14 protein-coding genes are annotated in these 12,907 nt (G+C 47.8%); 9 read left to right on the top strand and 5 right to left on the bottom strand.

Going from position 1 to position 12,907, the window contains the following annotated elements:
* Window positions 1-2: 2 nt before the first annotated feature.
* Entirely contained in the window at window positions 3-203 is a 201-nt protein-coding gene (ccoS, locus tag Q7C_RS02175) for a cbb3-type cytochrome oxidase assembly protein CcoS (RefSeq protein WP_041366401.1), read from the top strand.
* A gap of 30 nt (window positions 204-233) precedes the next feature.
* Window positions 234-3,170: an EAL domain-containing protein gene (locus Q7C_RS13970; RefSeq protein WP_014703074.1), complete on the top strand. Its 2,937-nt coding sequence runs from the start codon at window positions 234-236 to the stop codon at window positions 3,168-3,170.
* On the opposite strand, the gene Q7C_RS02165 is transcribed toward Q7C_RS13970, so the two are convergent.
* Together Q7C_RS02165 and dtd are read right to left on the bottom strand one after the other, a co-directional pair.
* On the bottom strand, window positions 3,158-3,781 hold the full coding sequence (locus tag Q7C_RS02165) for a hypothetical protein (protein WP_014703073.1): 624 nt from the start codon (window positions 3,779-3,781) through the stop codon (window positions 3,158-3,160). The two genes, Q7C_RS13970 and Q7C_RS02165, sit on opposite strands and share 13 nt — an antisense overlap.
* A gap of 3 nt (window positions 3,782-3,784) precedes the next feature.
* A complete protein-coding gene (dtd, locus tag Q7C_RS02160) occupies window positions 3,785-4,222 on the bottom strand; it encodes a D-aminoacyl-tRNA deacylase (RefSeq protein ID WP_014703072.1) in 438 nt (145 codons plus the stop codon).
* On the opposite strand from dtd, the gene Q7C_RS13840 reads away from it, so the two are divergent.
* On the top strand, window positions 4,221-4,538 hold the full coding sequence (locus Q7C_RS13840; RefSeq protein ID WP_041366399.1) for a hypothetical protein: 318 nt from the start codon (window positions 4,221-4,223) through the stop codon (window positions 4,536-4,538). The genes dtd and Q7C_RS13840 overlap by 2 nt on opposite strands.
* A 56-nt stretch (window positions 4,539-4,594) precedes the next feature.
* Here Q7C_RS13840 and Q7C_RS13835 read toward each other — a convergent pair whose 3' ends face one another.
* Window positions 4,595-5,194 carry an alpha/beta fold hydrolase gene (locus Q7C_RS13835; RefSeq protein ID WP_238532333.1) on the bottom strand — a complete coding sequence of 200 codons (600 nt, stop codon included), beginning with the start codon at window positions 5,192-5,194 and terminating at the stop codon, window positions 4,595-4,597.
* A gap of 128 nt (window positions 5,195-5,322) precedes the next feature.
* Here Q7C_RS13835 and sucC point away from each other — a divergent pair, with 128 nt between their 5' ends.
* Genes sucC through Q7C_RS02130 form a run of 4 tightly spaced genes read left to right on the top strand, consistent with a single transcriptional unit; the run spans window position 5,323 to window position 9,358 of the window.
* Window positions 5,323-6,495 (top strand): ADP-forming succinate--CoA ligase subunit beta, encoded by a 1,173-nt coding sequence (gene sucC / locus Q7C_RS02145; RefSeq protein WP_014703069.1) that lies wholly within the window; start codon window positions 5,323-5,325, stop codon window positions 6,493-6,495.
* A complete protein-coding gene (gene sucD, locus Q7C_RS02140) occupies window positions 6,492-7,373 on the top strand; it encodes a succinate--CoA ligase subunit alpha (protein WP_014703068.1) in 882 nt (293 codons plus the stop codon). Before sucC ends, sucD begins: the two co-directional genes overlap by 4 nt.
* Entirely contained in the window at window positions 7,370-9,010 is a 1,641-nt protein-coding gene (locus Q7C_RS02135) for an NAD+ synthase (protein ID WP_014703067.1), read from the top strand. The genes sucD and Q7C_RS02135 overlap by 4 nt, the downstream gene beginning before the upstream one ends.
* Window positions 9,011-9,019: 9 nt before the next feature.
* Window positions 9,020-9,358 (top strand): P-II family nitrogen regulator, encoded by a 339-nt coding sequence (locus Q7C_RS02130; protein ID WP_014703066.1) that lies wholly within the window; start codon window positions 9,020-9,022, stop codon window positions 9,356-9,358.
* A gap of 49 nt (window positions 9,359-9,407) precedes the next feature.
* Here the strand turns inward: Q7C_RS02130 and Q7C_RS02125 are convergent, their stop codons facing one another.
* Window positions 9,408-10,190 (bottom strand): outer membrane protein assembly factor BamD, encoded by a 783-nt coding sequence (locus Q7C_RS02125; protein WP_014703065.1) that lies wholly within the window; start codon window positions 10,188-10,190, stop codon window positions 9,408-9,410.
* Window positions 10,191-10,331: 141 nt separating this feature from the next.
* On the opposite strand from Q7C_RS02125, the gene Q7C_RS02120 reads away from it, so the two are divergent.
* Complete coding sequence (locus tag Q7C_RS02120; protein WP_014703064.1) at window positions 10,332-11,495, top strand: L,D-transpeptidase family protein; 1,164 nt, start codon at window positions 10,332-10,334, stop codon at window positions 11,493-11,495.
* 64 nt (window positions 11,496-11,559) lie between these two features.
* On the opposite strand, the gene Q7C_RS02115 is transcribed toward Q7C_RS02120, so the two are convergent.
* Complete coding sequence (locus Q7C_RS02115) at window positions 11,560-11,859, bottom strand: Lpp/OprI family alanine-zipper lipoprotein (RefSeq protein ID WP_014703063.1); 300 nt, start codon at window positions 11,857-11,859, stop codon at window positions 11,560-11,562.
* A 230-nt stretch (window positions 11,860-12,089) separates the two neighbouring features.
* Between Q7C_RS02115 and suhB the strand changes: the two genes are divergently transcribed.
* The gene (suhB, locus tag Q7C_RS02110) at window positions 12,090-12,884 is read left to right on the top strand and encodes an inositol-1-monophosphatase (RefSeq protein ID WP_014703062.1); all 795 of its coding nucleotides are present in this window, start codon (window positions 12,090-12,092) and stop codon (window positions 12,882-12,884) included.
* Window positions 12,885-12,907 lie beyond the last annotated feature (23 nt).

Here is a 12,907-nt window from a genome sequence, read left to right as displayed (position 1 = left end):
AAATGGAAGTTATATACGGATTATTGCCGGGGATGTTGTTGTTGGGCATTATTGGGGTTGCTGTTTTTTTCTGGGCAGTTAGAAATGGTCAGTATGATGATATGGATGGTGCGGCCCACCGTGTCTTAATGGACGACGATACAATTGAGGCAAACGTCAGTGATGACGCCGATGACAAACAGTGGGAACAGGACGATAAGTAATCATGTGGTGTTTTAGCGGGATGACACGGCGTGGCTAAGCAGCGTCAGATTCGTCAGCTGCTGAACTATTGGGTAGTAGCGACTATTTTGATGGTATTGCTCATGGCCGGGATGGCGCTCTATAACGACGCTCAATATGCCGCGAATCAACAAATGCTGTTGGAAGAGGTGCTGCCATTACAAGAAGCCGGTCGTGAACTAACGGAAACGGCTACCGCTTTGATTATTCGCCAACAGCGCTCTTTGTATGCGGCTCCGCTGAATGAGAAAGCTGAAGCGCCAGACAGGCGGCAACTTGAGCTGCAGTTCGAGACGGTTTGGCAAAGTTTGTTGCTGCTGAGTGGTCAGCTGCCGATTGACCAGCAAGTTGTGTTGGCGCTGCAACAACAGTATCAGAATTTTTTGCACACTGATCAGCAGTTATTTGTATTAGCAATCCGTCGCCAGCAATTGACAGAACGGTTACAGAAGCTGTCGCCAGAATCAGGCGCGTATCAACGAATATGGGAACAGTTACAGGCTAATCAACAAGAGACTGCCGCACTGTTGCCTGCCAGCGCAGATGGCTTGACATCGTTGAAAGCCGAAATAGATGCCCTGTCTGCGCTGGTTACGAAATTTACCGACGAGCGGCTGTCAGTTGCTGCTGACTTGATGCGAGGTTTTCGTAATTGGGCGTTGATTATCAATGGTCTTTTTATTGCTGTGATGCTGGGTTTTGTTACCTTGATCAGTCGACGCATCAGGCAACCTATCATTGAACTACGTCAGGCGATGCAGTCTCTGACAGCAGACAATTTTCAGACACGATTGCCAGAGCAGGGTGATTTTAGTGAGTTTACCGATGTCGCGCGGGACTTTAATCGATTTGCAGAAAACACCAGCCAATTAATTACAGCGCTGGATGATGCGCGGGCCAGATTACAATCGCGCGATGACTATTTGACTGCGTTATTGAATAGTGTGCCAGAAGCCATTCTGACCTTAAATGCCACGGGACAGATCATGACAACGAATCCCGCTGCTTCAAATGTATTCAAGACGACAGAAACTTTGTTGAAGGGAACACGCCTGCAAGACTTTTTGAGTAATAGCTCCCAATCGTTGTCAGAGATGATGATGAATCAGGAGCGAGAGCGTGAGTTTTCTGGGATTGACGCACAAGGCAAGCTGAAAACGTATTGGATATCGCTTAGTCGGGTAGAGAGTGAAAAAATGGCATGGGTAGCCGTTGTTTCGGATATATCATCCTGGAAACAGGCAAAGCATGATTTGCAGCAGATCACGGATGAATTGGATGCCATTTTTGAAAATGCACTGGTTGGGATTGCTTTGTTACGCGGGCACCATCTGGTAAGAGTCAATCAAAAATTTGAAACCTTATTTGCCAGTAACCGGGCGCACCTTGAAGCACAAAACGAACGTGTTCTTCATATTAGCGATGGCGCTTATGCGCGGTTTGTCGAACAGGCTTATCCGACATTGGAAAAAGGCGAGAGTTTTCAGACACAGATTGAGATGCAACGTTTAAATGGACAGACATTTTGGTGTGCATTGTCAGGACAGGCTGTCGCAGGACAGGGATCTGATGCCGCTGCCGGCGGCAGTATCTGGTTATTTGAGGATGTCAGTATACAGCGACAAAATGAAGAGCGGCTGACGCGTCTGGCACATGAAGATTCGTTGACAGGCTTACCAAACCGGGGTGTTTTCAATGATAGATTGGAGCACGCTATACATAAATTGCAACGTAAGCCGGGTCGGTTGGCTGTCTTATTTATCGACCTAGATCACTTTAAGCATATTAATGACTCGCTGGGTCACAAAGCAGGGGATAATTTGCTTTGTGATGTTGGCCGGCGGATTCGTTCTTGTGTCCGTGAGAGTGACACGTTGGCCAGGCTGGGTGGCGATGAGTTTACCGTGGTGCTGGAAGATATTGATTCGGCGCAGTTTGTTGGCCGCGTAGCAGATAAAATCCTCGCTGCCACCACCCTGCCTTTTATGATTGATAACATTGAGGTCAATATTAGCCCCAGTATTGGTATCAGCCTCTATCCTGCGGATGGTCGCGATGCCGATATTCTGGTTCGAAATGCGGATGCAGCCATGTATCACGCCAAAAACTCCGGTCGCAATAATTATCAGTTTTACTCTGCAGAGATGAATGCTGAAGCGTCAAACCGTCTGGCACTCGAAACCAGTCTTCGTCATGCCGTGGAACATAAAGAATTTTATCTTGAGCTGCAGCCACAAATTGATCTGGTTTCTGGAGAGGTGAGTGGCGCAGAGGCTTTATTGCGTTGGCACTCTGAACAATGGGGACAGGTCTCACCTGCGGTTTTTATCCCGGTGCTGGAAGATACAGGACTGATTGGCACGGTTGGCGAATGGGTATTACGTCAGGCATGTCAATTGTTTATGATGCATCGTGATCAGTTGCCACCGGACTTTATCATCGCAGTGAACTTGTCAGGTCGACAGTTTAAAGGCGGTCGGTTACTTGGTTATGTTCGTCAGCTACTGAATGAAATCGATATGCCAGCCAGCAACCTTGAGCTGGAAATTACCGAAAGTTTATTAATGGACAACACTGCGCTTGCTATTGAAACATTACGAGAGTTGAGTCATTTGGGCGTCAAGCTGGCTATAGATGACTTTGGCACAGGCTATTCGTCACTGTCTTACTTGAAACAATTTCCTTTGAATGTGCTGAAAGTGGATCGCACTTTTATCAGCGATATTACTACTGACAAAGACGATGCAGCCATCGTCGGCGCCATTCTTGCGATGGCTGACAGCCTTGGCTTGAGTGTGGTCGCGGAAGGGGTGGAAACCGCTGAACAGCTGGCATTATTGAAACAAAAACACTGCCAACGTGCACAAGGATTTTATTTCAGTAAATCGCTTAACATAGATGACTTTATGCGTTATGTCAGGGAGCACCAATCGACTCATAAAGTCTGATACAACAGGACTGGCTTGTCATCTGGATATACGCGAATGGTTAGTCCGAGGGACGGGTAGTGCCAGATTTCGGCGTCGGGATCGGCCTTATCCAGGCTAATCTTGTCAGGTTGACCAAACCGACTTTGTAGCATTGCCACGTCGGGTCGAAAGTTTGGTAAATAGGTTATGGCGACAATCGGTGCATCCAGCAATGTTTGCCGATCATCGTAAGCAGGCTCAATGCGGCGGGCACCACTGGGTTGTAACTGACGACTTCGGCCTCGTTCGGCCATCGTCTTTAAGGTGTTATCTGATACCGCGAGATTGACAACAATTTTGGCGGATAAGCCTGCTAAATTAATACGGTCAAAGAATACTTCGGCACTCTCGACTTTATCATCCTCTGAAAATAATGCGATTTCACCACTGTCATGCCATATTTGCTGCGCATCCCGATAACTATCTTCACCAAGGTGAATCCCCATTACGATAGGTTGCCCATCGGTATGAATATCGATATCCCAGGGTTTCGGTGCATCAGGTTGTGGAGAAGGTATCAGTGCCAGAGATAATACGGCCAGCAAGGCAAACAGGATCAAGACGGTAATTTTGATAATGCGTTTCAGCATAATTTATACCTGTAACCAGAAAGTAACGGGGCCATCATTAATCAAACTTACCTGCATATCGGCACCAAATTTGCCGGTCGCGATCGGTTGATGGGCCTGTTTGGCATGTTGGCAAAAGTATTCAAATAAAGACTCAGCTTGATTTGGCGGTGCCGCACTGGTAAAGCTCGGTCGTGCCCCTTTGCGGGTATCAGCGGGCAGCGTAAATTGCGGTACGATTAACAATCCTCCTTGTATATCAGAGAGGCTAAGATTCATTTTTCCCTGAGTATCGGCAAAAATACGGTAATTCAGCACTTTATGAAGTAACTTTTCGGCGTGTTTTTGATTATCCTCACGCTCAACACCTAAGAGCAACAAAATGCCCTGAGAAATTTGACCGACAGAGTCTGAATGAATATGGACCCCAGCCTCAGAAACACGTTGAATCAGAGCAATCATGAGGCCAGCCGGTCTGCCATTTCGTTTGTCGCTTGAATCAGAGCGTCAACTAATGCAGGCTCACCAGCAGCATGACCGGCCAAAGGCACAACCCGGAATTCCGCGTGTGCTACTGCCTGTTTCACAAGCCATGATTGATTTAACGGGCACACCATATCGTAGCGACCGTGAATCAGTATCAGTGGTATGTCATCGAGTGCGCTCAGATCTTGCAGCAGTGGTCGGTCCTCCAGAAAACAGCCTGCCCGAGCAAACTGTAACTGGGATCAAACTATGGCTTATCGGTCCAACCTCGGCTTCTTCGGGTGTGGTGTAAACCGGTGTATCGCGCACTCATGACGATGGTTTGGATTCCCATTAGCTGCGAAGGTTTTAGCCGCCCTGTTGTCGTGTTTCAGCGGAATCGTCCTGCAGTAACTGAAAATAGCTGTCCAGTAAATTTGCCCCTGCCGGTACAAGTTGCTGCAAGTCATGCCAGCCATCAGCAAAGATTTTTGAGGCGCCACCCGCACCATAGACCCAGTCAATATCCTCGCGGCGACCTAAGAATGTGCCGCGTAGAATCATCGATATTACGTTTTTACTGTGATCGCGTGCATAGGCTAGTGCCAATGTTGCCCCCCACGATCCGCCAAACAACATCCACTTTGAAATTTTCAAATGGTCGCGAATGGCCTCAATATCTTGGATTAAATGGGGCAAGTCATTGTGACGAAGTTCGCCATTGGGTTTTGAGCGGCCACAGCCTCGCTGGTCAAATAAGATAATATGGTACCGCGCTGGGTCGAAGAACCGCCGATGTCCGGGCCGACAACCGGAACCAGGCCCGCCATGCAGAAACAACACAGGTATGCCGTCAGGGTTACCACATTGTTCAACATAAATTTCATGTTGATTGTTTTCATCTAGTTGTTCGCGTGATAACCACTCAGAATGAAAAGGTTCAATTTCAGGATAGAGTTCTAACATCATGTCGTTACCTTAGTTTCGTGCGGCACTATAGCATTGATGATGGTAATTATTGAGGCAATAAGACAAAATATACGGTTTATTTCCGGTATCGCCGGTGACCATGATGTCAGAATAAAGGCACACTAATCATGAACCTGCACGAGTTTCAGGCCAAACAATTATTTTCGCAATACGGTATTGCCACTCCGCATGGGGAGGTTGCCAGCGATACAGAAAATGTTAAACGAATTGCGAGTCGCTTGCCCAATGGTCGTAGCGTCGTGAAAGCACAAATTCACAGCGGTGGTCGGGGCAAGGCGGGGGGAGTGAAATTACTTGACTCTGCTGAAGCAGCGGGCGAGTTTGCGCAAGGTCTTTTTGGACAACGCTTAGTGACACATCAAACTGATAGCCAAGGCTTGCCGGTTCATCAGGTGCTGGTTGAACAACCAACAGACATTGCTCGGGAAATCTATTTAGCCGTGTTGGTTGACAGGATCAGCAAACAGATAACTTTCATGGTGTCAGCGCAGGGCGGTATGGATATCGAAACCGTTGCTGCTGAAGAGCCAGACGCCATCCTGACCTTACCGGTTAACCCGGTGGTTGGTTTGCAGGGCTATCAATGTCGACGTGCAGGCTTTTTTCTGGGGCTGTCTGGCCAAACATTCAAACAATTTCAGTCTGTCATGCAGGGCTTATACCGTTTGTTTACAGAAAATGATGCCAGCTTAGTTGAAATTAATCCGCTAGTCGTCACCACCGATGGCGAGTTGCTGGCGGTGGATGCCAAAGTCAATCTGGATGAAAACAGTTTATTCAAGCACGCTGATTTGGCAGCGATGTTTGATGCCAGCCAAGAAAATCCGGCCGAGGTGACCGCCCGTGACTTTGGACTGAATTATATCGCGCTGGATGGCAATGTCGCGTGCATGGTCAATGGCGCAGGGCTTGCTATGGCAACCATGGACTTAATTCAACATCAGGGTGGACAGCCTGCCAACTTTCTTGATGTCGGCGGTGGCACAACGGCTGAGCGCGTCGCAGAGGCGTTTAAACTCATTCTTTCGGATGCCAAAGTCAACTCTATATTAGTGAATATCTTTGGCGGTATTGTCCGTTGTGATCTGATCGCGCAAGGGATTATTCAGGCGGCACGGGAAGTTGCATTGAACTTGCCGGTTATCGTTCGGCTGGAAGGAACCAATGCAGAGCAAGGTCGCGCATTACTGGCAGACAGTGGAATGAATATTCAGGCGGCACAGGATTTAACGCAGGCAGCGACATTAGCCGTTCAAGCAGCACAGGAGGGCGCAGTGTGAGTATTCTAATTAGCCGCGAGACACGCGTTATTTGTCAAGGGTTTACCGGTAAGCAAGGCACGTTTCATTCTCAACAATCGATTGACTATGGCACGCAATTTGTGGGTGGGGTTACGCCCGGCAAAGGGGGGCAAAGTCATCTTGATCGTCCTGTTTTTGATACCGTTAATGATGCCGTTCAAGCTACTGGTGCCAATGCGTCGATGATTTACGTTCCGGCTGCGTTTGCTGCGGATGCCATTTTGGAAGCTGCGGATGCGGGAATAAACGTCATCGCTTGTATTACAGAAGGGATTCCGGTTCTAGACATGCTTCGAGTCAGCGCGGCACTTGCTGGCCGTGATGTTCATTTGATCGGACCGAATTGTCCGGGCCTGATAACACCCGGCGAATGTAAAATTGGCATTATGCCTGGCAGTATTCATTTGCCCGGCAAAATAGGCATTGTTTCTCGATCTGGAACATTGACTTATGAAGCGGTGCATCAGACGACGCAAAATGGTCTTGGACAGAGTACCTGTGTTGGCATTGGTGGTGATCCTATCCATGGTATGAGCTTTATTGACTGCCTGGCTTTGTTTGAAGCGGATCCTCAAACGGAAGGGATTGTTATGGTCGGTGAGATTGGCGGTCAAGCCGAAGAAGAGGCGGCAGCGTATATTCAGTCCCATGTGACAAAGCCTGTGGTAGCTTACATTGCCGGTGTGACGGCGCCACCTGGCAAACGGATGGGGCATGCCGGTGCAATTATCAGTGGTGGTCAGGGTACTGCTGAAGCCAAACTCGCCGCCTTATCAAAAGCCGGTGTGTCTGTATGCCGGTCTCCAGCCGAGATTGGTCAGACGATTTTGATGGCTATGGAAACCGCTGCAAAATGACCGCATTGCGGATCGTGATGGCGCAAGTTAACCCGCTGGTCGGAGATGTGGCTGGCAATTGCAGTTTGATTATTGAAACAGCCCATCGGGCCCGGGATCATTATCAAGCTGATTTGGTTGTTTTCCCGGAGTTGATATTAACAGGCTATCCACCTGAAGATTTATTATTACGGCCCGGCCTGCAAAAACGGGTTGATAAAGCGCTTCATCGTATCAAACAGCAGGTAACCGGCATTACGGTCGTGGTTGGTCATCCTGTCGGTGATGTGGGCAAAGCCTGTTATAACGCTGCCACCGTGATCGCCGAAGGCAAACAGAGCTGCCAGTATTTGAAGCAAAAACTGCCCAATTATGGTGTGTTCGATGAAGTGCGTTATTTTCATGCAGGCCATTTACCGGTGACATTTCTAGTCAAAGGGATTTGCGTTGGCCTCACTATCTGTGAGGATATCTGGTTTACCGAGCCTGCAGCGCAATCTCAGGATGCTGGTGCCCAGATCCTTCTCAACCTGAATGCTTCTCCGTACCAACAGGACAAGTCTGTACTGCGTGAGCAAGCAGTCAGAAAGCGTGCTGTCGAGAACAGCCTGCCGATTTTGTATGTCAATCAGGTCGGCGGTCAGGATGAGCTGATTTTCGATGGTGCCTCATTTGCGGTGGATGCTAATGGGGTCGTGCAAGTGCAGGCATCCGCTTTTCAAACGGAACTGGTGCCGGTCACAATCAGTATCGAAGCGAATGCAGAATTGGCTATCACAGGACAGATAGCTAAAGCGTTACCTTCATTGGCCAAGGTGTACCGCGGTTTGGTGATGGGGCTCAAAGATTACGTTAACAAAAATCGTTTCCCAGGCGTTGTTCTGGGTTTATCGGGTGGCATTGATTCGGCTTTGACTCTGGCCCTAGCAGTGGATGCGTTGGGAGCTGAGCGAGTGCAAGCGGTGATGATGCCTTCACGTTATACCTCAAAAATCAGTCTTGATGATGCTGAGGAAATGGCAAAAACCCTTAACGTCAACTACAGCGTACTGCCAATTGAACCGGTATTTAATCAGTTTTTGGATAGCCTAAAGCAGTCCTTTGCCGGCAGAAAAGTAGATACAACGGAAGAAAATATTCAGGCGCGTTGTCGCGGTATTTTATTGATGGCGATTTCCAATAAAACCGGTGCCATGGTGCTGTCGACCGGCAATAAAAGTGAAATGGCAGTCGGCTATGCGACGCTTTACGGTGATATGGCGGGTGGTTTTTCACCTCTGAAAGACGTTTATAAAACGCAGGTTTTTGCCCTGTCTGATTATCGCAATAGTGTTTCGCAGGTGATTCCAGCGCGCATCATTAGTCGACCACCGTCAGCAGAGCTGGCTGAAGATCAGCGTGATGAAGATTCCCTGCCGCCATATTCGTTACTGGATCAGATACTGATGCGTTATATCGAGCAAGATGCCAGTTTCGAGGATCTGGTTGCGGCAGGTTTTTCGTCTGAGATAGTTGCACAGGTCATCAAAATGGTAGATCGTAATGAATATAAACGACGTCAAGCACCGCCAGGCATTCGTATTAGTCAGCGTGCATTTGGGCGTGATCGGCGCTATCCAATTACATCAGGATATACCGTAACTTCAGCTGTGGAATAAGGAATTGAAATGAAAAAAATTGAAGCGATTATTAAACCGTTCAAACTTGATGATGTGCGAGAAGCCTTATCTGAGATTGGTGTGACCGGTATGACCGTGACAGAGGTGAAAGGCTTTGGGCGTCAAAAAGGGCATACTGAGTTATACCGAGGTGCAGAATATGTGGTGGATTTTCTGCCGAAAGTGAAAATGGAAATCGTATTAGCCGATGATCAGGTTGATGGTTGTATCGAAGCCATTACCAAAGCGGCTCATACGGGTCGTATTGGCGATGGCAAAATCTTTGTTTCACCCCTAGAACAGGCGATCCGCATTCGTACCGGCGAAGATGGTGAGGCAGCTATCTGATAAATTTTTGCCGGATCATCTGGGTTAATATTGATCCGGCCGTCTTCTTTTAATCGGCCAGCACGGTGCGCTCAACGTCCGCAATACCTGGATGGCCAGGATAATTCAGTTGCAAAACGCTGAGCGCATCTGCTGACAAGTCATCCAGTTCCATAATTTTATAGGCTTTTGCCATAATCACTAGCGCTTCGGGCATGGCTGGAGTGCGTGCGTAATTTTCTAGTACATATCTTGCACGGTTGGCGGCGGCGAGGTATGAAGTACGACGCATATAATAGTTGGCGACATTAATTTCATGTTGTGCCAAGCGATTACGCAAATAGACAATGCGCTGGGTTGCGTCCTCTGCATACTTGCTGGTCGGATAACGTGCGATCAAGGTATTGAAATCGGCAAGTGCATCCTCCGCAGAGGCCGGATCACGTTGAGACTCATCCCGAGGGATGTATTTCTCTAGGAAGCCGACGTCTTTGTTAAAACTGATGAGACCACGTAAATAAAGTGCATAATCCATTTTTTCATTAAGTGGGTAGACCCGCATGAACCTATCAATGGTCGCCAATGCTGTTTCAGGCTCATCAATTTTATAATGGGCATAAGCCGACTCCAGCAATGCCTGTTGTGCGTACTCACCAAATGGAAAGCGGGCTTCAAGCTGCTCGTAATACTCGATTGCGGTTCGATAGTCAGCAATATTAAGTGCGGCATTAGCTTCAGCATAAATGCGTTCGACGCTCCAGTTTTCATCTGCCTTGACTTCTTCCTTTTCACCAAACAGGGAACAGCCGGCTAGGCCAAGCAACAAAAAGAGAGACAAGAAAGTTATTTTCATTGGGTATCTGCCGCAGGTATCCAGAAGTAAATAAAACCAGATTGTAGTCTTTTTGTACCGTTAACGCACCTTTATTCCAGTACTGAAATAAATAAAACCGCGTACAATATTTATTTTTTTGTCTCTATGACAGGACTCTCCATGATTCATCGTTTTATTTTGTTGCTGATGGCAACAGTCATTAGCAGCAATGCTGTCGCGGTGGTGTACGAAATTCCCGATGAGCAGACTCAGGTAATTGGTAATAACCTGGTTGTTTATACGCAGGCGAAAGATACATTGCTGGACATTGCTCGTCATTTTGATTTGGGGTATGGCGATATTGTTAATGCCAATCCCGATGTTGATCCTTGGGTACCCGGTGACAACCAGCGGGTACTGGTGCCGGCCAAATATATTTTGCCGGCAACGGAGCACCAGGGCGTGGTCATTAATATTCCAGAAATGCGCTTGTATTACTATCCGCCCAAACAGGCAGGTAAGCGACAGCAAGTCGTCACGCATCCATTGGGTATTGGCCGTGAAGGTCGGGATACGCCGCTGGGTAAGCTCAAAATCATTCAAAAGCGTGAAAATCCAAGTTGGACGCCGCCAGAGTCAGTTCGTAGAGAACACGCGGCAGAAGGCGATATTCTGCCAGCAGTGGTGCCGCCAGGCCCGGACAATCCTTTAGGAACGCGGGCGATGCGCTTATCCAATCCAAGTTATTTGATTCATGGTACGCATCGTCCCTATGGCGTTGGTTTACGCGTTAGTAGTGGCTGTATTCGGCTTTATCCTGAAGATATTGAAAGTTTGTATGAACGGATTAGTCTGCAAACCCAAGTGAATATTATCTATGCTCCATACAAAGCTGGTATGGCCAATAATCAGCTTTACATCGAGGCACATAAGCCGCTAGATGATTTGGATCAGCGTGATGCCAGCAACACTACCCCGCTCGTTAAAGCCATATTAGCCTTGGATGCGGAATTACCCGCAGGCGAACAGTGGACACATGCTGAGAAAATTGTGCTGGATGCTAATGGCGTGACTCAACAGCCGAACATGTCGGATTCGGGATTTGCTGATCAGGTCTGGTTTTTACATGCGGGTACGGGCAGCAACGTTTCGGCAAAAATGCAGTCTGCAATCCAACAATTACAATTACAAAACTGGTTTTGGCCTATCCGAGGAGGGGCCATCGGCGAAGTTGTTTTAGGCCCGTTTGAAAATCGGGAGCAAGCACAAGCAATGGCAGATAAAGTTGCGATAGCGGCGCAAACACGGGTTTGGCTAGCGCAATTACCGGAAAGTATGCTGTAAGCTAAAAGCATAAGACAAAAAAAGCCGGGGTGACCCCGGCTTTTTTGTTTGTATTGCGACTGGCTTATTTGCTCATCGCTTTTTCAAACATACGATCGATTTTAGCGCAGCATTCATCGACCTGAGCTTGTGCATCTTCAGCAGCTTTTTGCGCGTTCAGTGCAGTCAGCTCTGCATCAGTCGCAGTGCGCTGTGCTGTATCCGCTGTGCTTTGTGCATTGCGAGCAGCAACCATTGCAGAGTCAGCAGTTGATTGTGCTGTTTCAACAGATGATTTCAGTGCATTCATTTCTTCGGTGTTAGCACAGGCAGTTAACATAACCAGTGGCAGAACAACGGCACCCAATTTGACTAATGATTTCATTCTAAAACTCCTTAAATTTTAAGGTAGGGGATTGGCAATTCCATACATAGGGATAAACCCAAGCCAGATATAAGCTAGCAGGAAAAAAAATAGCTGTCCATTGGATTGCATTGTTTCTGCGAAACAATGCAAATTATTGCTATAATATGTCGCGTCAATTCGGGGGCCGATCACAAAAAAGTGAATCAAAACGGCCTTTCTCACGTTTTTTGCTCTGGAAAAATCTGTCTATGCATCCGATGCTGAATATTGCTGTTCGTGCAGCACGTCAGGCTGGTTCGCTTATTTTGCGCTCACTCCAGCACGTTGATCACCTCGCTGTTACGACTAAGGGTCGTAATGATTTTGTGTCTGATGTCGATAGACTGGCCGAGCAGGAAATCATTAGTGTCATCAAAAAAGCCTATCCTGACCACGCCATCATGGCGGAAGAGTCTGGTGAACAAGGTGACTCAGATACAGTTTGGATTATTGACCCGCTGGATGGCACCACCAATTTTTTACACGGCTTTCCGCATTATTGTGTGTCGATTGCTGTTCGTATCAAAGATCAAGTTTCACATGCTGTGATTTTTGATCCGTTACGGGATGAATTGTTTACCGCCAGTCGGGGCAGTGGTGCTCAGCTTAATGGACGACGGCTTCGTGTTACCAAGCGTCGTGATCTAACGGATGCACTGATTGCAACGGGTTTTCCTTTTAAATATCCGCAGCATCAAGCGAGTTATCTAGCGATGTTTAATGCGGTATTTTCCGAGGTTGCCGATATTCGCCGAGCTGGCAGTGCGGCACTGGATTTAGCCTACGTTGCTGCTGGGCGTGTCGATGGCTATTGGGAAATTGGCTTGCAGAACTGGGACTTAGCGGCTGGTATCCTGTTAGTTGAGGAAGCGGGTGGGATAGTAACCAATTTTTCAGGTCAGGATCAGTTATTCGATAAAGGCCATGTTCTGGCAGCAGGCATGGGTCTGCATAAACATTTACAAGCAGCAATTACACCGCATCTGACTGATGCGTTGGTGTGATAAAAATCAATCTCGATATTTTC

It is taken from the genome of Methylophaga frappieri (genome assembly GCF_000260965.1).
Classification (GTDB): domain Bacteria; phylum Pseudomonadota; class Gammaproteobacteria; order Nitrosococcales; family Methylophagaceae; genus Methylophaga; species Methylophaga frappieri.
The sequence above is the reverse complement of the archived record's forward strand: the minus strand, read 5'-3'. Positions and strand labels throughout refer to the sequence as shown.

Bases quoted from the DNA above. Each gene is read 5' to 3' on its own strand.
- ccoS (WP_041366401.1), top strand. From the start codon at position 3: ATGGAAGTTATATACGGATTATTGCCGGGGATGTTGTTGTTGGGCATT.
- Q7C_RS02165 (WP_014703073.1), bottom strand. From the start codon at position 3,781: ATGCTGAAACGCATTATCAAAATTACCGTCTTGATCCTGTTTGCCTTG.
- Q7C_RS13840 (WP_041366399.1), top strand. From the start codon at position 4,221: ATGAGGCCAGCCGGTCTGCCATTTCGTTTGTCGCTTGAATCAGAGCGT.
- dtd (WP_014703072.1), bottom strand. From the start codon at position 4,222: ATGATTGCTCTGATTCAACGTGTTTCTGAGGCTGGGGTCCATATTCAT.
- Q7C_RS13835 (WP_238532333.1), bottom strand. From the start codon at position 5,194: ATGATGTTAGAACTCTATCCTGAAATTGAACCTTTTCATTCTGAGTGG.
- sucC (WP_014703069.1), top strand. From the start codon at position 5,323: ATGAACCTGCACGAGTTTCAGGCCAAACAATTATTTTCGCAATACGGT.
- Q7C_RS02135 (WP_014703067.1), top strand. From the start codon at position 7,370: ATGACCGCATTGCGGATCGTGATGGCGCAAGTTAACCCGCTGGTCGGA.
- Q7C_RS02130 (WP_014703066.1), top strand. From the start codon at position 9,020: ATGAAAAAAATTGAAGCGATTATTAAACCGTTCAAACTTGATGATGTG.
- Q7C_RS02125 (WP_014703065.1), bottom strand. From the start codon at position 10,190: ATGAAAATAACTTTCTTGTCTCTCTTTTTGTTGCTTGGCCTAGCCGGC.
- Q7C_RS02120 (WP_014703064.1), top strand. From the start codon at position 10,332: ATGATTCATCGTTTTATTTTGTTGCTGATGGCAACAGTCATTAGCAGC.
- Q7C_RS02115 (WP_014703063.1), bottom strand. From the start codon at position 11,859: ATGAAATCATTAGTCAAATTGGGTGCCGTTGTTCTGCCACTGGTTATG.
- suhB (WP_014703062.1), top strand. From the start codon at position 12,090: ATGCATCCGATGCTGAATATTGCTGTTCGTGCAGCACGTCAGGCTGGT.